The sequence below is a fragment of the Nostoc sp. XA010 genome, from assembly GCF_020829625.1.
GTDB lineage: Bacteria > Cyanobacteriota > Cyanobacteriia > Cyanobacteriales > Nostocaceae > Nostoc.
Window position 1 is genome coordinate 198,661 of the sequence record NZ_JAIVFX010000012.1, and the last position, 20,141, is coordinate 218,801.

Annotated in this window: 19 protein-coding genes; 10 read left to right on the forward strand and 9 right to left on the reverse strand. The window is 40.6% G+C overall.

The window, feature by feature from the left end; genetic code table 11:
• Window positions 1–136 precede the first annotated feature (136 nt).
• From LC608_RS19260 to sat, 4 genes are all read right to left on the reverse strand, one after another.
• A complete protein-coding gene (locus LC608_RS19260) occupies window positions 137–1,033 on the reverse strand; it encodes a DUF2382 domain-containing protein (RefSeq protein ID WP_229555045.1) in 897 nt (298 codons plus the stop codon).
• A gap of 326 nt (window positions 1,034–1,359) precedes the next feature.
• A complete protein-coding gene (locus LC608_RS19265) occupies window positions 1,360–2,202 on the reverse strand; it encodes a DUF2382 domain-containing protein (RefSeq protein ID WP_229555046.1) in 843 nt (280 codons plus the stop codon).
• A 652-nt stretch (window positions 2,203–2,854) separates the two neighbouring features.
• Window positions 2,855–4,981: a caspase family protein gene (locus LC608_RS19270; protein ID WP_229555047.1), complete on the reverse strand. Its 2,127-nt coding sequence runs from the start codon at window positions 4,979–4,981 to the stop codon at window positions 2,855–2,857.
• A gap of 160 nt (window positions 4,982–5,141) precedes the next feature.
• Window positions 5,142–6,320, reverse strand: coding sequence for a sulfate adenylyltransferase (gene sat / locus LC608_RS19275; protein ID WP_229555048.1), 1,179 nt, complete (start codon window positions 6,318–6,320; stop codon window positions 5,142–5,144).
• 190 nt (window positions 6,321–6,510) lie between these two features.
• Here sat and LC608_RS19280 point away from each other — a divergent pair, with 190 nt between their 5' ends.
• From LC608_RS19280 to LC608_RS19295, 4 genes are all read left to right on the forward strand, one after another.
• The gene (locus tag LC608_RS19280; RefSeq protein ID WP_229555049.1) at window positions 6,511–7,164 is read left to right on the forward strand and encodes a Uma2 family endonuclease; all 654 of its coding nucleotides are present in this window, start codon (window positions 6,511–6,513) and stop codon (window positions 7,162–7,164) included.
• A 124-nt stretch (window positions 7,165–7,288) separates the two neighbouring features.
• Window positions 7,289–7,558, forward strand: coding sequence for a type II toxin-antitoxin system ParD family antitoxin (locus LC608_RS19285; protein WP_229555050.1), 270 nt, complete (start codon window positions 7,289–7,291; stop codon window positions 7,556–7,558).
• Window positions 7,558–7,815, forward strand: coding sequence for a type II toxin-antitoxin system RelE/ParE family toxin (locus LC608_RS19290; RefSeq protein ID WP_229555051.1), 258 nt, complete (start codon window positions 7,558–7,560; stop codon window positions 7,813–7,815). Before LC608_RS19285 ends, LC608_RS19290 begins: the two co-directional genes overlap by 1 nt.
• 92 nt (window positions 7,816–7,907) lie before the next feature.
• On the forward strand, window positions 7,908–9,008 hold the full coding sequence (locus tag LC608_RS19295; RefSeq protein ID WP_229555052.1) for an HNH endonuclease: 1,101 nt from the start codon (window positions 7,908–7,910) through the stop codon (window positions 9,006–9,008).
• Between the two features lie 46 nt (window positions 9,009–9,054).
• On the opposite strand, the gene mnmA is transcribed toward LC608_RS19295, so the two are convergent.
• Window positions 9,055–10,110, reverse strand: a complete 1,056-nt coding sequence (gene mnmA / locus LC608_RS19300; protein ID WP_229555053.1) for a tRNA 2-thiouridine(34) synthase MnmA — start codon at window positions 10,108–10,110, stop codon at window positions 9,055–9,057.
• Between the two features lie 291 nt (window positions 10,111–10,401).
• Here mnmA and LC608_RS19305 point away from each other — a divergent pair, with 291 nt between their 5' ends.
• Entirely contained in the window at window positions 10,402–11,316 is a 915-nt protein-coding gene (locus LC608_RS19305) for a hypothetical protein (RefSeq protein ID WP_229555054.1), read from the forward strand.
• A 92-nt stretch (window positions 11,317–11,408) separates the two neighbouring features.
• Here the strand turns inward: LC608_RS19305 and LC608_RS19310 are convergent, their stop codons facing one another.
• On the reverse strand, window positions 11,409–11,636 hold the full coding sequence (locus LC608_RS19310) for a hypothetical protein (RefSeq protein ID WP_229555055.1): 228 nt from the start codon (window positions 11,634–11,636) through the stop codon (window positions 11,409–11,411).
• Window positions 11,637–11,852: 216 nt separating this feature from the next.
• The gene (locus tag LC608_RS19315; RefSeq protein ID WP_229555056.1) at window positions 11,853–12,125 is read right to left on the reverse strand and encodes a hypothetical protein; all 273 of its coding nucleotides are present in this window, start codon (window positions 12,123–12,125) and stop codon (window positions 11,853–11,855) included.
• Window positions 12,126–12,502: 377 nt separating this feature from the next.
• Between LC608_RS19315 and LC608_RS19320 the strand changes: the two genes are divergently transcribed.
• Complete coding sequence (locus tag LC608_RS19320) at window positions 12,503–14,881, forward strand: tetratricopeptide repeat protein (RefSeq protein ID WP_229555057.1); 2,379 nt, start codon at window positions 12,503–12,505, stop codon at window positions 14,879–14,881.
• Window positions 14,882–14,943: 62 nt separating this feature from the next.
• Here the strand turns inward: LC608_RS19320 and LC608_RS19325 are convergent, their stop codons facing one another.
• Complete coding sequence (locus LC608_RS19325) at window positions 14,944–15,540, reverse strand: Uma2 family endonuclease (protein ID WP_229555058.1); 597 nt, start codon at window positions 15,538–15,540, stop codon at window positions 14,944–14,946.
• 85 nt (window positions 15,541–15,625) lie between these two features.
• Here LC608_RS19325 and LC608_RS19330 point away from each other — a divergent pair, with 85 nt between their 5' ends.
• Both LC608_RS19330 and LC608_RS19335 read left to right on the forward strand, forming a co-directional pair.
• Window positions 15,626–16,168, forward strand: coding sequence for a Uma2 family endonuclease (locus LC608_RS19330; protein WP_229555059.1), 543 nt, complete (start codon window positions 15,626–15,628; stop codon window positions 16,166–16,168).
• 234 nt (window positions 16,169–16,402) lie between these two features.
• Window positions 16,403–17,149, forward strand: a complete 747-nt coding sequence (locus LC608_RS19335; RefSeq protein ID WP_229555060.1) for a DUF561 domain-containing protein — start codon at window positions 16,403–16,405, stop codon at window positions 17,147–17,149.
• A gap of 50 nt (window positions 17,150–17,199) precedes the next feature.
• On the opposite strand, the gene LC608_RS19340 is transcribed toward LC608_RS19335, so the two are convergent.
• The gene (locus tag LC608_RS19340; protein WP_229555061.1) at window positions 17,200–18,348 is read right to left on the reverse strand and encodes a DegT/DnrJ/EryC1/StrS aminotransferase family protein; all 1,149 of its coding nucleotides are present in this window, start codon (window positions 18,346–18,348) and stop codon (window positions 17,200–17,202) included.
• A 333-nt stretch (window positions 18,349–18,681) separates the two neighbouring features.
• On the opposite strand from LC608_RS19340, the gene fetB reads away from it, so the two are divergent.
• Both fetB and LC608_RS19350 read left to right on the forward strand, forming a co-directional pair.
• The gene (fetB, locus tag LC608_RS19345; protein WP_229555074.1) at window positions 18,682–19,458 is read left to right on the forward strand and encodes an iron export ABC transporter permease subunit FetB; all 777 of its coding nucleotides are present in this window, start codon (window positions 18,682–18,684) and stop codon (window positions 19,456–19,458) included.
• 105 nt (window positions 19,459–19,563) lie between these two features.
• A complete protein-coding gene (locus LC608_RS19350) occupies window positions 19,564–20,112 on the forward strand; it encodes a hypothetical protein (protein ID WP_229555062.1) in 549 nt (182 codons plus the stop codon).
• Window positions 20,113–20,141 lie beyond the last annotated feature (29 nt).

The window sequence follows — 20,141 nt, forward strand, 5'->3', positions numbered from 1 at the left end:
CAGAAAAATAATTCGCAATCCAAAATCTAAAGTTGTATTAGTTATTAGAAGCACAGGTAAAGCTAATTTTACAGCCTCACCTGTACTGTGTCGAATTAATTAGTAGTCATTAGTTAGCAACTAATGACTTTGTTATTTAACGTTCTTCAACGGGAAGATTACCAGAATTGACATCTAACTCTTCACGACGCACGGTTTCTTGAGTTTCAACTGTGTCTTGATCAACCACTTTTCTAACTCTGACTTCTTCACGCAAAAATGCTTCTTTGCGAATTTCAGGAGTTTCTTCATAGATTTCTACGCGAGCAACTTCGCCTTCACGGAAGTCTGCTTCGCGCCCAGAAACGGCAGTACCTGCATCTGCTGGAGTTACACGTTCAATCACAACTCGCTCTTTTTCTATTGGCACTGCAACCCGTGCAGTATCAGTTTCAACGTGCTTGCCAATCGTTACTTCTCCAGTTTTTTGGCGGCGCTTACTAGCAATCAGCCGTTCTTCATACAATCTCAGAGTTTGATGATCTTGCTCATTTAACCCAAATAAAGAAGGCTCTTGTTCGTAATTGTAGCTATCACGATTGTAAGTTGGCGTAGTCGTCGCTGGCTTATAGGTTGTATCTACAGGTGCTGATGCTTCTACGGCTGCTGATGTTTCCAAAGGAAGGGTGGAGCCTGTGGGTTGGCGATATACCCCACGCACCCTTTCTTCATAATCATAATCAAGCGCTTCGCGTTCACTGAACTCAGGTAAATCTTCTGCTTGCTCTCTAGTCAAGCCAATTGTATAGACGCGATCAACATTATAGTCGATACGGGCACGACCAAGTGGTAGTAGCACTTTTTTACCAAAAATCCAGAAGCCTAAATCAACCACTAAATAGCGGAAATGACCTTCCTCATCCACTAAAACATCGCTGACAGTACCAATTTTTTCATCGGTTCCTTGGGTATAAACGCCAAGTCCATTGATGTCACGACCTTCAAATGTATCGCGATAGTTAGGCTCAAAATCTTGTAATTTGTAAAGTACCATTATATTTTCCTCAAAAATTTTCTTTCCCATCTCCTATTAACTAAGTTAGCCATTTAATGATTTGTTTGCCTCTTTCTGGCGAATGAATTATTTTAAAAGTTTAATAATCAAAAGTTATAGATATTTTAGGATAGCAAAGCAAAGAAATTTCACGTTTCTATATCCTTGCTTAAAATGTATTTTTTTTAACGCGTTAAATTCCCGACTTCCTAAAGAAATCGGGAATTTAAGTTGTTTAATAAAACAACACATGCAGAGATAAAAATTAACTTTGCTTGCATGATTATTTTAGATAAATCTACCAAAAAAACTTATTGATCAGCTACTTAAATAGCGTCATGTGTAGTTGTACCATGTTCCTGAACCTGTAAATTACCCTCAGTATCAACATCTAACTCTTCTCGACGGATAGTGCTTTCTGCTTCCACAGTGTCACTTTCTACTACTTTCTTAACTCTGATTTCTTCACGGACAAAGGCTTCTTTACGTATTTCAGGCGTTTCTTCGTACACTTCTATGCGTGCTACTTCCCCTTCTTGGAACTTAAGTTCACTGGAATCTACGGTCTTTCCTGCTTCTGTTGGCACAACTCGCTCAATTATAACTCGTTCTTTTTGGATAGGTACTGTAACGCTTGCAGTGTCTGTTTCGATATGCTTGCCAACTGTGACTTCTCCAGTTTTGATGCGTTTTTTGCTGGCAATTAATCGTTCTTCATATAATTTAAAAGTTTGATTATCTTGATTATTCAAACCGTATAAAGCTGGTTCTGTTTCGTAATTATATGTATTCTGATCGTAAGTTACACCGCTATTTGGAGAACGAAATACAGTACGGACATTTTCTTCGTAATCATGATCAACAACCATGTCTTCTCTATACTCGACTAAACCTTCTATTTGCTGTCTGCTTAATCCATCAACATAGACGCGTCTTGCAGTATAGTCTATCCTGGAAAGACCAATTGGTAGTAATATTTTCTTACCCAAAAAATCTGAACTTGTATCAATAACTAAATACCGGAAATGGCCATGGTCATCAACTAAAACATCCGCCACTGAGCCAACTCTGTCTCCTCCTCCAGTGTAAAGTTCCAAAGCTCTAAGGTCATCTCCGCCAAAAGTTTCTCGATAGTTGGGGTCAAAATGTTCAAGTTTGTGAAGAGGCATACGCTGTTTACAGTTTATTTATTAAGGGTTATTTTATAGTGTAAAAAATATTTTGCTCAGTTTCCTCCTGCTGGCGACTGAATTGCAAGTGAGATATTTTCTAGTTTATAGTTCATACCTTATTACCTAATACTCAGGGTAATCAATAGGAGTACAACTAAAGTAATAAAAAGCTCTATATTATGCTGGTATAAAAAAGTTTTACTAGAGATGATTTAATACGATTAAGTTAACGTTTTAATCTTTTTAAGATCCCCTTAACCTCCTTTTTTAAAACTTATCATTACCAACATCAAATAAATCTTCCGCTTCGTAGCTAACCTGCCTCGGAATTTATTCCCAGGCTAAAACTCTTTATCAAAGTCAATTTTTTAACGTAGAGAAGCGGCTTACCGCAGGCTACCGCAGAGGAAACAGAGAGAAGAGAAAAAATGCTCAACCCAAGCGTATTAGACTAAATGTAGAATTTTAAGCGATGTCTATGGCTAAACTCTGTGTGTTATGCAAAATTCCAGTCCACTTAAGTGGACAGTAGTTCTAAGCCGCAGAACTTAAATTTTGGGCGGGATGTTGGCCAGTGCGACAGCTTGATTGTTATAAAAATGTGGGCAATGACAAGCCTTAACTCAAGGATATTGCATCATATCGTTGTTTACACAACCTGAAAACTAAAGCTAAGACTTGCCCAATTATTCACATCTAAGATATGTGAGTCGGCTGCTGTGCTGTTCATCTCTGCTTTGAGGGCGCTGGCGTTATGCAAGTCTTGTAGCAAGGCTTGTGCAACGTCTAAGGGATTCAACAATGAACCAATCGGCTGTTGTTCGGCTGTGGAATACTTAACAGTACTCAAGGCAGCGAGAGTTTCGCTAAAGGGGGCAGTACTAAAAATTAGTTGTTGTTCGCAAAAGCAAGCTGGCCCTGAAATCAGCCATTCGGAAGCACTATTAGTTTGGGGTAGGGTGAGGGTTTCACCTGGGGCGATGACGACTTGTTTGAGGAGGGGCTTGGTGTCCGCAGTATTTGGTTCTTGAGGGGTTTCCCAAGAATAGAAGGCAACTCCTGTATGATTATTGTTTAATCCTAGTAAGATTAAATATACTGAGCGATCGCTCTGGTTTTCCACTCGATATTGCATTCGACTACCGATAGGTACAATCGCAGTGGGGAGTAGGGAGTGGGGAGTGGAGAGTGATTTTTTTATCGAAGTTTCAGATTTGACAGTTCGTATTGTTTCACGTTGCATCACGACCCGTGGTGATATACCGCTAATTATTTCTAAGGTTGCCTTGAGAGGCAAGCGGGAAGAACCTTGATTTTCTGTAAGTCGCCATAACTTAGCTGCAAACAGGGTTGATAATTTGGGTGCTAGCCTTTGGACTGTTGATTTTACTGCTTCTCCTACTTCTCCAGTGGTATTGGGAATTAGTTCGCCACCAAGAGAAAATAAACCATAACGACTAGGAATTTCCTGTAGCTTGGCAAATATATAATCAGCTGGTTTTTCTCCTGCTATTACGGTGGATACATGGGAAAATCCAGCGAAGGCACTTGTTGCATCTACCCGCTCAATTCTTTCCAATCGAGTATCCAAAGCTATTGTTAAATTAATATTTCGGGGTAAAACCCGGACTGCTTCTTGGACGAGTTGCCCAACTTGTAGGGGATTTGCACCTTCAATTTTGGAAATTTGCGCTTTTGCTGTTAACCCAGTGCGCGATCGCAATATTAATTGCTCTGTTGTTGCTAGGGTGAATCGAGAATTAACTCCGTAGTGTAGCAGCACTTGTGGTGGTAATCCTGCCAACCGCAGATAAACTGTTTTACCGTCTTCTTCAATAGCACTCACCACGCCTTCTGCACCAATAATATTGTCTGGCACTAAAGACGTTATATCTGGATTTTTCTGACTACTTAATAACCCTGGTTGCTGTTTACTACCTAATTTGTATAGAGAATTTTCCATATACGAAAGGGCAACTTGAATTTTGGTAGCTGGGGTGAATTCCCACAAATACTGTGTCAAGGCGTAGGTAAATAACCCCGCATTAAAACCAGAAAATAGTCCTTCCCTTGCAGGCTGGTTTGGTTCTGAGGTAGCTGCTAAAACAATCGGAGTGCTGGATAACTTCTGAGTTTTAAGTTGTTTGAGAAAGTCCAGTTCCTCTGCTGCTAGCTTTGCTACTGACTCCTGAAGGGCGCGAATTTTTAATCCTAAGACTGTACTAGGAGCATAATAGCTAGTATCCAAGACTGCTGTTACTCGGTCTGTGGGGAGCGATCGCAATAATAGCAGTAGAGTTTCTTCTAATATATAATTGACTATTTTACCATTTTGTGCATACTTACCCACATTAACTGGCACCAGAGCATTTTGCATTGTATCTGATGATGTTTCCAATTTGACACGGCTGCCATAGCCGCTAAAGTGGAAGACGACAACATCATCGGGTTTAGCTTGCTTACCCAGGTGATCCAAAAAAGCCGCCTCAATGAATTCCCTGCTAGCTTGTTCCTCAGTTAAGGTTAAAATATCTGACCCTTGGAAACCAAAGCGGTGAATCAAAAGTTCTCTTTGTAAATCCACATCCGTCAGACAACCACTGAGGACTGGAATTTGCGGGTATTGGTTAATACCTATTAACAATGCCAACTTACGCGGACTGGGTTGTGCCAAAGCCTGATAATAGCGATTTCCTAAAGACAACCACTCAGCTTCAGCTATCCCCAATACCGCGAGTATTGAGCCAATTCTGTTTAAAAACGTGCGCCGTTCCATAATTAGCTATCAGCCCTCAGCCATCAGTTAGCAGCTTACAGGGCTGAACTCTGTATTGTAAAGTTACAAAATAGGGGATGAGGGAAGCGGGGGAGAAATCAATTCAAAATTCAAACAAAATTAAATAACTCCTGCGTCCTGCCTCCTCTTTCCCAATGGCCTAAGCTGGTACTTCTATCCGCATTGCCCGTGCTAACTCAGCCGCCACCTCTGGACGGGAAAATTCTGCTGGGGGTAACTCACCACGCCGCAGCATTTCTCGGACTTTTGTCCCTGATAGGTGAATGCGTTCTTCTGGCCTGCTGGGACTAGTTTTGGATGTTGCCATCTGCTTAGTGCGCGTGCAGTAGAAAGCGTGTTCAAATTTCATCGGCACAATGCCCAATTCACTTGGGTCAAATTCATCAAAGATGTGTTGAGCATCGTAAGTGCCATAATAGTCACCAACGCCAGCATGATCTCGCCCGACGATAAAGTGAGTACAGCCGTAGTTTTTGCGGACTAAAGCATGGAAGATGGCTTCACGAGGCCCAGCATAGCGCATTGCAGCTGGATTAATTGCCAAACTTACCCGGTCTAAGGGGTAGTAGTGTTCCAGCAAAATTTCATAGCAACGCATCCGCACGTCTGCGGCGATATCATCTTCTTTTGTTGCTCCGACTAATGGGTGCAAAAATAGACCATCAACGATTTCTAAAGCGCACTTTTGAATATATTCATGGGCGCGGTGGATGGGGTTGCGAGTTTGAAAGCCAACGATGGTTTTCCAACCCTTGTCTCTAAATAGTTGCCGTGAGGCAGCTGGATCAATTTGGTAACTGGGAAACTGGGGATGAGATTCGCGTTGCAACAACCAAATATCACCCGCCAGATGTACATTACCTTGGTTGTAGAGTACCTGCACGCCTGGATGTTTAGCATCATCAGTGCGGTAGACATTTATTGCTTCGCGGGTTTTGTCGTAGTTATATTTTTGGGTGAGTTGTAAAACCCCAATATACTCGCCTCTGGAGTTATCCAGACGGATTAAGCCGCCTTCTTGCAAAGGGGAAGCTACTTCTTCGCTTACCGATAGTGTAATCGGTATTGACCACACAAGACCGTTAGCTAGTCGCATTTCTGTGACAGTGCGATCGTAGTCTTCCTGGTTCATAAAACCCGTGAGTGGACTAAAAGCACCGATCGCAATCATTTCTACATCAGAAACGGCGCGATCGTCTAGTTGCACTCGCGGCAAAAAGTCAGCTTTTGAGAGAAACTCTGCTCTTTGTTCTGGCGTGGCGATCCGGTTAACCAACTGTCCACCGTGCGGGGCTATAGCATCTGGATTGTGACTCAACGTAATCCCCTCTTTGTATTAACTGTTATTGTTTAAGATTATGTACTAACTTATCAAATGCTGGTACGTAGAGAAAAATAGTTTAGGGAATGAAGGAAAATTTTGCAAGCCTATAAGCGATCTGATTAGGTTACGCTAAAGCTAATCCAGACTCAAGTTTCAGAATAGTTCCTTTATAAGAAAAATGCTTATGACTGCTGTATCCCCTGTTGTTAAACCTGTTAGCCAAATACGGCTAGCGCCTGGTAGTACAGTGAATATCAAGGATATAAGTTGGGAGGAATTTGAGTCTATTTTGCAAGAACTGGGGGAAAAGCGATCGCTACGAGTTGCTTACGGCAAGTCTACATTAGAAATTACGGTTCCTCTACCCGAACACGAAAAATCAAAGGACTTAATTTCGGATATTGTAAAAATCTTGCTGAAGATCGCAGGGAAAAGTTATGAACCCTTCGGTTCAACTACCTTCAAGCGGGAAAATACGGCGGGGGTAGAACCAGATGCTTGCTTCTACATCCAAAATTACCAAAGAATGATTGATCGTCGCAAATTGGAACCAAATGATCCGCCTCCTGATTTAGCAATTGAAACAGATGTGACATCAAAAACAACTCTTGATGCTTACGAAGCGATCGCTGTTCCAGAACTATGGATTTACGATAGTAAAAAGCTGAGGATTTATTTACTCAGGGATGGACATTATATCGAATCAGATAACAGTCCTAACTTTCCAAATATCCCTCTAACTCAAATTATTGCCGCTACAGTTGAACGAGCTTGGCAAGTAGGAACTGTACAAGCTTTGAAAGAGTTTGAAGGAACATTAGATAGAAGTAATTTTTGATAGAAAGCACGTAAACGTAGCCCACCGCAGGTATCGCTTTCGCTAGTTGAGCTTAATATGGCAATTTATGCCATTTATTGCCATAAAATAATATTATGAACAAGAAATTAGGCAAGTAATGCAAGTGAAAAGTATAAATATATCTCTCCCTGATGCGATGCGGACTTATATAGAAGAGAAAGTGGCGACTGGTGGTTACAGCAGTGTCAGTGAATATTTCCGTGAGTTAGTGCGCCAAGACCAAAAGCGTCAAGCGGCTGAACGTTTGGAAACGATGCTTTTAGAAGGTTTAAATTCTGGGAATGCAACTGAGATGACTGCTGATGATTGGGAAGACATACGCCAAGCTGTGCGGGAAAGAATCACCAAGCATAAAGGGTCAAACCAAGGTTAATGAGCGACGTAAGCAAACGACCGCAAGTCATCCGCGATTTGATAGAATTAGCGACTTATATTGCAGAAGATAACTTGGAAGCTTCAGATAGGTTTCTTAGAGCAGCAGAAACAATTTTCAAACAACTGGGTAAAATGCCAGGGATGGGAAAACCTTGTCAATTTTCTCATCCTAATTTAGCTGATGTTCGACAGCAAGCAATAAAAGGATTTAAAAATTATCTTGTTTTTTATCTTCCTTCGGATTCGGGTGTATAGATTCTTAGAGTTATTTATGGCGGACGAGATATTGAAAGAATCTTGGATGAAGATTTAGGAGAGAATAACGCTGAATAATAGGGCGGAAAACTATGTCAAAAAAGAAAAAATTTAATCTACAAGTAAAGGTTGTCAACCCAAAGACAGGCAAAATTATAACTGAGAGTATACCCTTTGATCAACTTAGTCGTAATCAAAAAGCAATCAGCAAACTTAATCCTGAACAAATTACTCGAATTAAAAGAATTTATTCCATTTTAGATTTAGATTGTTTGTTAGGTGATAATTTTGAAAACTGGGCGATACAATTTACATTCGATATTTTTCCTGAAAATGAAATTAGAGCTTGGGAAAAAATAACTTTTGTATTTTTAGAATTTATTAAAAGACATCCTTATGATTTAACATTGAACCAAAAAAAAGATATTTTATTCAGACTTTTAAAGCTCTCTTTTGGGGAAAGCCCAAATGATGCCTCATCAATGTTTTTATATTCATTTTGGGAGGAATTAACGGAGGAATTCAGAAAAACTAAGACTAAAAATATACATGAGCAAACAAAAGTTACTGATCAAAGCTCAGTATATGTTAACCCTTGGGATACAACTGATTTTGAGAAATTAGCTTTTGCTTATAATAAATATACAAATCAGCATAATTTGAGTTCAGAAGAAGATCATGATATTTTTGTTAGATTGATGCATCTGATGGCCGGACAAGATCCTAAAGATGCTCTTTCTAGAGAATTACTTCATATCCTTGTAAATGAATTTGATCCACATAACATTACAGATGACAGGGTGCGAGTTTCTTCTCCTGTTGTTAGACGTAAAGGACAGTCTAAATTTAGGCATGAGCTGATAAAAGCCTATAAAGGAAAATGTGCAATTACAGGTTACAGCGTAGATGAAGTATTACAAGCTGCTCATATTATCCCCTATCTTGGCAGTGAAACAAATCATCCCTCTAATGGAATTTTACTTCGGGTAGATATACACATACTTTTTGATAAATACTTACTATCTATTCATCCAAAAAACTATGAGGTAATAATTTCTCCTAGTTTATGCGGGACTGATTATGAAGGACTTAGCGGAAAAAAATTACTACTTCCTGATAAAGACAGATTTAAACCTAATTCAATTGCATTGGAACAGCATTATCAAACTTTTTTACAAAAATGTGAGAAATAAAAATACCCCTCCACAAGTGAGGAGGGGCGCAAAAGCGGGGTAAGATTCAACTAAACTGTTCAATAATTCCGCCACCTAACACTTTTTCCCCGTCGTACCATACCGCAGCTTGTCCGGGAGTGATGCTGAATTGGGGTTCATTAAACACCAAACGCACACGGGAGTTTTCCAACGGAATCACCGTCACTGGTGTAGGCGTTGAACGATAGCGAATTTGCACTTGGGCATGAATTGGGGTGGATGGTTCAGCAATAGAAACCCAATTTACCCTTCCTACATTGCATTCTGGCTGAGTTACCTTAGTGCGATCGCCTACTACTACTTTATTATTTTCCGCATCTAATTCAATTACATACAACGGTTCGGCAGCAGCAATTCCCAAGCCTTTGCGCTGGCCAATGGTGTAGTGATGGACACCATCATGCTGTCCCAAAATTTTGCCTGTTACATCAACAATATCGCCTGTTTTGGGAGCTAAATATTTATCCAAAAATGCCCGCATGGAACCGTTACTTTCCACTAAGCATAAGTCTTGACTTTCTGGCTTGTCAGCAGTTTTCAGTCCGTATTCAGTTGCAATGCGGCGGGTGTCAGTTTTTTCTAGTTCGCCCAAAGGAAATATAGTTGCTGCAAGTAAATCTTGGGACAAATCATAGAGAAAGTATGACTGGTCTTTGTTGCGGTCAACAGCCCTTAATAATTCGTAACGTCCAGTTGCTTCGTCATGGCTAATTCGGGCATAATGACCAGTGGCAATGCGATCGCACCCCAATTCTTCACGAGCATACTGCACCATTGGCCCAAACTTCACCGTTTTATTGCACTGGGAGCAAGGCAATGGCGTGATCCCAGCACTGTAGCCAGTTACCAGGTAATCGACAATATGCGTCTGAAACAGATCCCGAATATCTACAATCTGATGGGGAACGCCCAGTTGTTCACAGAGTTCAGCCGCGTCGATCATACCTTCAGAGCAACATTGACCTTTGCCTTTCATTAGCCAAAGAGTCAAACCAATCACTTCATAGCCCTGATGGTGCAGGATAGCTGCGGCGGTGGAACTGTCAACGCCACCAGAAAGACCAACGACGACTTTTTTCATACATTGCACGACACGATAGCTGCGTGGTTGTCCAATTCTAGCACACACTCTTTCAAAGCCTTGCTATCAAGGCACTTCAGTTTTAAGCTAGCTGAAGGAGCGTAGGCGTAGCCCATCGTAGACATCGCTGTTCACTCTTCTATCACCCTTATCTAAGATTAATTACAGAAGTATTTTTTGCCGCGCAGATGAGCTAATTTTACGTTAACGCTATATAGTTGCTACAACGGTGAACTAATTAGTTCCTGATGGAAATTATTTAAAAATACTTTGACTACTTTCTAAAGTACTATGTCGAGAGGATTACCAAGTCAATTTATCCCATTTCAGATGCTGCGTCGAAGTTCTAAAGATTGGAAGCCCACTATAAAACTTCTCCCCTTGTTAGTGGGAGGATGGTTACTGCTGATTCCCAACAACAAAGTGCTACTAGCTCAAGGAGTCGGTGAAATTTTACCGCCACCGGCAATTCCCTTTGGTCAACAGCCATCACCGCAGTTACAACCGGCGGAACCATTACAGTACAATCAATTGGAGCAGGATTTTCAGCCCTCCCAACCATTGCAAAACAATCAGTATGGGCAGGATTTTCAGCCTTCCCAACCTTTACAAAACAATCAGTTTGCGCCGAACTTTCAGCCCTCTCAACCTTCACAGTTTAGCCAATATAACCAGAACTTTGAGCGCTACTCAGTTTACGTAGATGGTAATGATCCCCAGACGCTACAAGCAATCCGTCAGATTGAACCCAGTGCTTACATTCGCCAATATCAAGGACGGAATGTAATTCAATCAGGCGTTTTTAACAGAGTATCTAACGCCCAACAACGGGTGAATGAGTTACAGTCACGAGGCATATATAACGCCCGAATTATCAGCTTCGGTAACGGACAGCAAATAGATGTAGGCAATGGAACCTTTGGAGGCGATCGCAATAATATAAATCCTCCCAAGCAAGCCTCTAGATATTATGTTGTGATTCCGACCACTCAAGAACAGTTACCTGCGATCGCAGAACAAATTAGACAGAATTTAGCCCGATTTAGCCAAGATTTAGGGCGATCTGGCGGAGTCCTCGAAAGGATGCAACCACGAGGGTCACACGTAGCAATAGGGCCTTTCTCTGATCAATTCCAAGCTGGAGAATGGAATAAATATCTGCGAAATTTAGGATACAAAAATACCAGGGTTTACTACGGAAAGTGAAGAAGTGAGGAGCCATTCAATTTAGATTTTTCCTTCAATCCAAAATCCAAAATCTAAAATCCAAAATTGAATCACTCCCACTCCCTAGATTATTAACGCAGGGATTCAATAATTACTGCTGTTGTAATTAAACACAACAGGATAATTCCTAGTGGAAGCAAAACCTCTTGTAAAAGGTACAGCAGTATGGGTATGATTTGTAAGATACCTAAACCACTGGATAGAACATAAGCGATCGCAATACCAAATAGCACCATCAAGAAATATTTCAAGGATTTAGAAGCAAAGCGAAATAGCAGCGTATCTTGATTTGAGTCCATAATTTTACTCACGAAAGTAGCTGATTTTTTAGCAGTGAATATTCTTTTTGATTTCCCATTTCCCATTTAATACCGTTTGTTTGTGAAGCTGCATATATTTACCCCCCGGTTAAGCCGTCCTCCCTTGTGAAGGGGGGACTGCTTATGTGCATCTTCATAGAAAATTGGTATAAAAAAGAAGGCTATGGGAAATCGTGCCCAGCCTGAAGATTAGTTTTACACGTCAATATTCACCTGTTTGAGTGAATTATTCAAAGACTGTTGTTGCCTTTGTGGATTGTTTTGCTTTTCATAATTAGCTAATAGTTGGAACGAAATAAACAAGCCCAACAACAGCAGCAAAAACGAGCCAAAACCAGAGGAATACTTATTTATTTCTCGCTCAACACCACATTTGAGACAAACATATCTATTGGGGTTTCGTGTATCTTGGGCAAAGAGGCACTGATTTTGATTGCAATCATGATGACAATCTCTGTCTAACATCATTGAACCTCCTGTAGGGTAAATGGCTTACATACTTAGTTGTAAATATGCTCTACAGAATCTAGTTAGTTAATACCCACTGCCTGTTTAGTAGACACCACTTTCATGAGTAATTAATATCGGACAGTAACAAGTAATATGTGTGATTTACTAAGCTTGCAGTAGTAGCGCTCTCTAAATCTCTCCTCAACCACCTTTTCTTGACGCTTAACTTAACTTCGCCTGTATTACTTACAAGAGTAATACAGTCCAGAATGCTTTACAGTCGGATAAAGTAAATTCCCTACCGAGTAGGAAAAAGTATTTTGTAGTATGGCGGGTAGGAAAAAGTAGTAAAAATGTCGTTATAATGAATTACAAATGATACATCAAGTTAACAAATGGGTGTAGAAGAAGCCTTAAAGTTTGTAGATAACTTGGTTTTTCTCAAGACGGGAGAACATTTAGATAAAACTCAAAGAATTATCTTAGGTCATTTGTGGGAGGACGAAAAGCGGACTTACCAGGATATTGCCAACAGCGTTCGTTATACAGAAGCGCATTTAAAAGCAGTTGGTGCAGAACTGTGGCATCTACTATCAAAAGTGCTAGGAGAGAAAGTCTCAAAATCAACCTTCCAAGGAGTGGTTCAGAGGTTTAAAACAACTCAACAGTCGCAAATAATCCTCGATATTCCTAATCTAGGGGGCAATGGCACTAAACCCCAAGATTTAGATTCTAACTTTGTGGGGCGCGATCGCCAAATAGCCGAACTCCACACCTTAGTCAATCGGGGACAAAAAGTTATCCTCATTCAGGGTGAAGGTGGTGTTGGCAAAACCAGATTAGCACGCAAATATTTTAAAAGTCAAAAATTTAATTTTGTCTTAGAACTGTGGATGGCTACAGAAATCCAAAACCTTACTCCTGTAGAAAGTGTGGTTGAAGAATGGCTACGGCGGTACTTTAACGAAGAACCGGGAGGAGACTTTGGTATCAGTTTAGAACGACTACGGCGCAAACTCCGAGAACAAACATCTAAAATTGGGGTATTTATCGATAATCTAGAAACCGCTCTCGATGAAAATGGCAAGTTCCTAGAATATCGTCGCCCTTATGTTGAGCTATTGAGAGTATTAGCAGATTCAGATGTGCATTCCGTTACTTTAGTAACAAGTCGTGAGCGTTTGCGGGAGTCTAGTGTAGAGGTTCATCTCTATCCACTCGAAGGTTTAGATGATGAAGCATGGCGAGAGTTTTTCAGCAGTTGCCACATTAATTGTGATTGTACAATTCTCAGTGAAATGTGCAGAGCTTATGGAGGTAACGCCAAAGCCATGCAAATTCTCCGAGGAGCAATATTGACAGATTTTTCTGGTGACATCCACGCCTATTGGCAGGAAAACTCTACAGATTTATTAATGGAAAGAGAGTTAAAAGATTTAGTCGCCAGTCAATTTAACCGTCTCCAAAAAAATGACTTAGAAGCCTATCGCCTCTTGTGTCGTTTAGGATGCTATCGTTATCAAGATATTCCTTCCTTACCTATTGAGGGAGTTTTATGTTTGCTTTGGGATGTATCAGAGCAAAAACGTAGAGCTGTAATTAAAGCTCTGCAAGATTTGTCTTTAATAGAAGCAAAAAAAGGACAATATTGGCTGCATCCGGTAATTCAGGATGAAGCGATTAGTAGATTAAGGTTAGTCAGTGAAGAATGGGAATTAGTAAACCGAAAAGCCGCAGAATGTTGGACGCAACGAGTTACATCCATCAAAAATATCACAGATGCATTAACAGCTTTAGAAGCTTATTACCACTATGTAGAAATTAGTGATTTTGAGCAAGCTGGTGATGTAATTTTACAAGGGCGAGGTAAACAGTGGAGTATAGGTTTGCCTTTGGGTTGCTCGTTTTACCAACTGGGACTGCTCCAGAAAAACTTCTCTGTAATTAAACGGATAATAGATGATATAAAATCGCCAGAACGACTAATTAGACTTTACAATATCCTTGGCTATACATATCGAATTATCGGATGTATTAGAGAAGCTATAGAATGCTATGAAAAATCAGAAGAAGTATTAGGCAAGTTAGATGTCAAGCAAACAAAAATATCTATTTTGTTCAATACAGGGCTTTGTAAACTTGAATTATGGGAAATACAAGCAGCCGAAGATTGTTTCAATTCTGTTTGTAGCCTTGCTCAGGAGAATAGCAACCTTGATGATTATATGACTTATGCTCAATGCTGTCTAGCTTTGATAAAATCACGCTCTGGTAGCAGAGAAGATGCCTTTAATCTTGCTGAAGTTGCCTTTTCTGCTATGTCATCATCAACTAGAGTGACTTTATGGGGAATAGGGCATAGTTTAGTAACTCTCTGCTTAACTTATAAAAATTTAGGTAATCTGAAAAAATCCTTTGAGTTATGCCAACGAGCTATACTTCATTCTGAACAAAACAACTTTACCCAAATTAAGGCTAAAGCTATAAGTTGTCTGGCTGAACTTTTTCGAGAACAGGGAGAATTTACCAGAGCAATTTTTTATCATTCAGAAACGATAGAAATTCTTAATAAAATTGGTGCTAAATCAGACTTAGCTGAGGCTTATTATCAGTTGGGATTAACTCATAAAAGAATGGGTGAAATTGCTCAAAGTAGGGAAAGTTTTGTGAACGCGATGTCTGCGACGGGCTACGCTTACGCACTTTTTAACGAAATGCAAGCACCCAAGCAAGTCGAGAAAGTACAAATAGCAATGAAATGTTTTGAACTTTAGCCTAAATACCCGTTACAAAACTTAATTATGTTAGCGACGCAGGAGCGTCATTACGAATTATTTTAACCATGTTCTCGAATCACTTGGCTAAACTCATTAACTGCATCATACTGATCCGCCATACGCGAATACTGCGCCAGCAATTCTATATCTAACTCCGGCAAAAAAGAACTTTTGGATGCTTTTTCATATTCCTCATCTCGCGAACAATAGACGGAAAGTAGCCCATCTTCCCAAAACCAGACTTCTGGAGCTTTCAGACGCTTGTATATCTCCAACTTATTAATGCCGCCACTGGTGACAATAATCTCAATAATCAAATCTGGAATCGGTTTTTTAGCCCCAAAGTTATAAGACTCATCTGGTTCTCGTCGCGTACCATCTTTGCGTTTGCCGAGTGTAGCACTTCCTCTAACGTAGAAGCGAATTTTCTTTTCTCTTAGGTATGCCTCTAATAAAAGACTTGTAGTACTTTTAGCATCTTCATGGTCATCAGAAAGTGGGGACATAATTTCTAAAATTCCATCTAAATAAGTTAGTCGCGCACCTGTACCTTCTAGGTTTACATCTAGCTTTTCTAGTTGATCCCAATTGACGTTATACAGCAAAACATAGGAAGTCTTTGGAGTGACAGGTTTGGCGATGACTGGGGAATTCATGGGGCGATCGCTCCTGGAGAGGTCTATAAGTATTACGGTATAGTAATTCTAGGCAAAATAAAGCGATCGCTCCTACAGAGGTTTTATGTCCCTGACGCCTGAAGACTTGGAACAAATGCAGCAACAGCATCCCGACTATCGCATGGAACTAGTCAAGGGTAATATTATTGTTATGAGTCCATCAGGATATGAATCAGATGAGGTCGCAGCTGAAATGGTAGCCCAGTTACGTAACTGGGTTAGACCGCGCAAACTGGGACGAACAGCAGCTTCTAGCGCCGGTTTCAGGTTGCCAAATTCAAATTTACGCGCACCGGATGCCTCATTTGTTTTAGCCGAACGCTTGCGTCGCAGTCCCAAGTCTTTTGCTCAATTGGCTCCCGATTTGACTGTAGAGGTGAAGTCTCCTAGTGATAATTTAGAGGATTTGAGAGCCAAGATTCAAGAATTTCTGAGTTTGGGAACTAAGGTAGGAATTTTGCTCAATCCAGATGAGCGGATTGTTGAAGTCTACAACTTTGGACAAGAAGCAATAGTACTTCATGATGGCGATATTTTAACAGTTCCCGAACTGCTCCCAGGATGGGAAGTACCAATTGCAGATTTGTGGCCTCTAGAGTTTGACTAGGATAGTGGTAACAATTCAAAATTCAAAATTAAAGACATTTTCAAACAGGGATTTAAACCCCAACTGTAGCAAGATCCTCCAGGGTAACTGAGACTGCGTGTAGACGTAGGGGGCTTAAACTCTTTAATTTCCGATAAAACTATCAAGATTTGGCAACTGCGATAGTGATTTAGTCCCCGATCAACTAAGGGACGGTAGAATATACCTAATTTTCGTAGCTTCAAAAGCCAAACTATGACGATGCATTCCACACTCCAACGTGCATTTACTAACCGCCGCGTCCTGAAAGTGATTAGCGGCTTGAATAACTTCGACGCCGCTAGCGTTGCTGCTACTGTTAAAGCTGCTGAATTTGGCGGCGCTACTTTTGTCGATATTGCCGCCGATGCAGCTTTGGTACAGCTAGCTAAAAGTTTGACAAATTTACCAATTTGTGTTTCAGCAGTAGAACCAGAAAAATTTGTGCAAGCTGTCGCAGCTGGTGCTGATTTAATTGAAATCGGGAATTTTGATTCCTTCTATGCTCAAGGACGCCGCTTTGAGGCTCCAGAAGTGCTAGCGCTGACTCAGCAAACCCGCGCTCTCCTCCCGGAAATTACCCTATCTGTTACCGTTCCCCACATTTTGGAACTAGATCAACAGGTACACTTAGCAGAAGAACTGGTGAAAGCTGGAGCAGATATTATCCAAACCGAAGGCGGTACTAGCAGTAACCCAGTTCACCCTGGAACACTAGGATTAATTGAAAAAGCTGCTCCCACCTTGGCAGCAGCTTTTGAGATTTCCCGTGTGGTGTCAGTACCAGTATTGTGTGCTTCAGGCATTTCTAACGTTACCGCACCATTAGCGATCGCAGCTGGTGCTGCTGGTGTTGGTGTTGGTTCTGCCATCAACCAACTCAATAGCGAAATAGCAATGATTGCTGCTGTGCGTGGCTTAGTAGAAGCCTTAGCGACTGCTAGCAACCGCGCGATCGCTTAGTTTTTAATGGGGAGTGGTGAGATATTAAAATTCCCTACTCCCTACTCCCCTCACCTCAAACAATCCTTCAGCGCATAAATCACCTGATCTTGCTGTTGTTGTGTCAGTTCTGGGTACATAGGCAAGGATATAACCTCATGGCAAGCTTGCTCTGCTATTGGTAAGTCCCCAATTTGATAGCCCAGGCTTTGATAAACTGGTTGTAAATGTAAAGGGTGGGGGTAATAAATCATTGAACTCACGCCCTGTTCTTGCAATTCACTACGCACCCAATCTCGATATTTGGCGCTAGAACCATTTCGCCCTTCGCCTGATATGCGAATAGTGTATTGATTCCATACCCCAATGCCCTCAGGTAATTCTTGCGGTGGGACAATCCCTGGAACTTGACTAAGGAACTGATAGTAATAGTTTGCGATATCTCGTCGGCGATTGTTCCAAATATCTAAATAACGTAGCTTAATCTGCAAAATAGCTGCTTGGAGAGCATCCAAGCGGCTATTTACACCGATTTCTTCATGTAAATATCTAATTCTACTGCCATGATCTCGTAGTATTCGCAGTTTAGTGGCGATCGCAGGGTCATTAGTCGTTATTGCCCCGCCATCGCCGCAACCACCAAGATTTTTGGTAGGGTAGAAGCTAAAGCAACCAATATGTCCAATGCTTCCGACTTTTTGATTAGCCCACCTTGCCCCTGTAGACTGAGCGCAATCTTCAATGATTGCCAAATTGTGAGACTGAGCGATCGCCATCAATGATGTCATATCCACAGGTTGTCCAAATAGGTGAACCGGGATAATCGCTTTAGTTTTGGGTGTAATCGCCGCCGCTACTTGCTCTACATCCAAATTAAACGTAGTAGCGTCAATATCAACGAAAACAGGCTTTGCACCCACGGCGCTAATTACTTCAGATGTAGCAATAAAGGTGAAAGGCGTTGTTATCACTTCATCGCCTGCACCAATGTCCAACACTCGTAACGCTAAGTAGAGTGCATCAGTACCAGAATTACAAGCCACACATTCACTAACAGTATTATAAGCAGCAAACTGTTGCTCAAAGCTTTCGACTAAGGGGCCACCGATATAGCGACCAGAAGCCAGAACTTCTAAGACAGATGCACTTACTTCTGCTTCGATGGTGGTGTATTGCTGCTTGATATCAAAGGCAGGGATAGGATTTACACTTTGGATCATGAGTTCTTATTTTATGGGAGATACAAAGGATGCACTTCGAGAGTCAATTTTTGCTAATTGAATTGTTAATCAAAAAGGAGCTATTAAAAGACTATCGCCCAAGATACGCATCTATTAGGGTTTTTACTTAAATTGTGGCGCCAGAAACTACCGCACATTTTATTTACAGATAATAAGCATACTAGGTGTTTGCCATGTTAAGGTTGTACCATTTTTGAATTTTGAATTGATAAAGGTAATATATATCAACCAAGATCCAACACATCGGATCAAAGTTCCAGGTGTGTGGGCTGCTTCGAAAAGGAAATACCAGGAGATGGAGATAGAGAACCCATGCAGGAGTTGATCAAGCTGGATTTCGTGGATTTAGCTATTGCTGTGGGATTGATGGCGATCGCCATTGGTTTATCTGCCTGGGAGAAATTAGGACTAGAGTTAAATTTAGCCCTTGCTACTGGGAGAACCATCTTACAACTACTTGTATTGGGATACATTTTAGATTTCATCTTGGCTTTGGACAATGCTTGGGCAGTTTTGGCGATATTAACAATAATGCTGACAATTACGGCGATTGTCGCACGAAATCGCATCAGCCAAAAAATTCCTTATGTATTGCCTTTGGTGTGGGGTGCAATTTTAATTAGTACCGCCCTGACAGTGCTTTACACCAACTTCTTGATCGTTCAACCAGAAAGATGGTACGAACCACAGTATGTAATTCCCCTAGCAGGGATAGTCTTAGGTAATGCTACCAATGCAGCTGCGATCGCAGGCGAACGTCTTGTCAGCACTATTAATTCCAGCCATCTCGAAATAGAAACCCATTTGAGCTTAGGTGCAACGCCCCAGCAAGCAGTTAGCCAGTATCGCAAAGATGCCATTAGAGCCGGATTAATTCCGACTCTCAATCAAATGCTCCTCATCGGTATGGTGGCAATACCAGGAATTACCACCGGACAGCTATTAGCTGGTGTAAAACCTCTGGATGCTGTATCCTACGAAATTTTAATTATATTTATGGTTGCTTTCGCTAATTTGTTGACAACACTTTTAGTCACCAAGGGGTTGTGTCGTCAATTTTTCAATTCTGCCGCGCAGTTAGTCAGGTAATGACATTTTTAATAAAAGGTAAATTAAAATGGCATTTAGTAATTACAAAAGTATTAGGCAGTAATTAAAAAATTTCAAATCAAATATGTACAGTCTAATTTTATTTTGGAAGTAGATTTCCCAGTTAAACAGTCTTTTCAAGAAGAGTTAGATTTACTATTTACAGATGGAGTTATTGATAATTCTGAAGATGCTATTTGTGAAAATATTATTTATCCAGTATTGAAAGAAGTATGGAAAAATTACCGAAGTAAATTAACACTTTGGAGTCATGAAACATTAGCTTATGATGAAGATTTATCAGGCGTTCCAAATTATACGGTAACACAGCGAAATCCTCTGGGTACGATTGTTTTTGATAAACCTTATTTTTTGACACCTTATTTTTTGACAGTTGAAGCTAAACAAGACAAATTTGAAGAAGGATGGGGTCAGTGTTTAGCTGAAATGATCGCAGTGCAGCGAATTAATGATGATTTTAACAGTGATATTTTTGGGATTGTTTCTAACGGTAAAATATGGCAATTCGGAAAGTTGATTGCTGATGTGTTTACTCGGAATAGAAATTTGTATGTAATTCAAGATTTAGATAAATTATTTGCGGCGGTTAATTATATTTTTCAACAATGTGAATTAAAAGTACAAAAACAATAGCATTGTGTGTTTTCAAGATGAAATTAAAG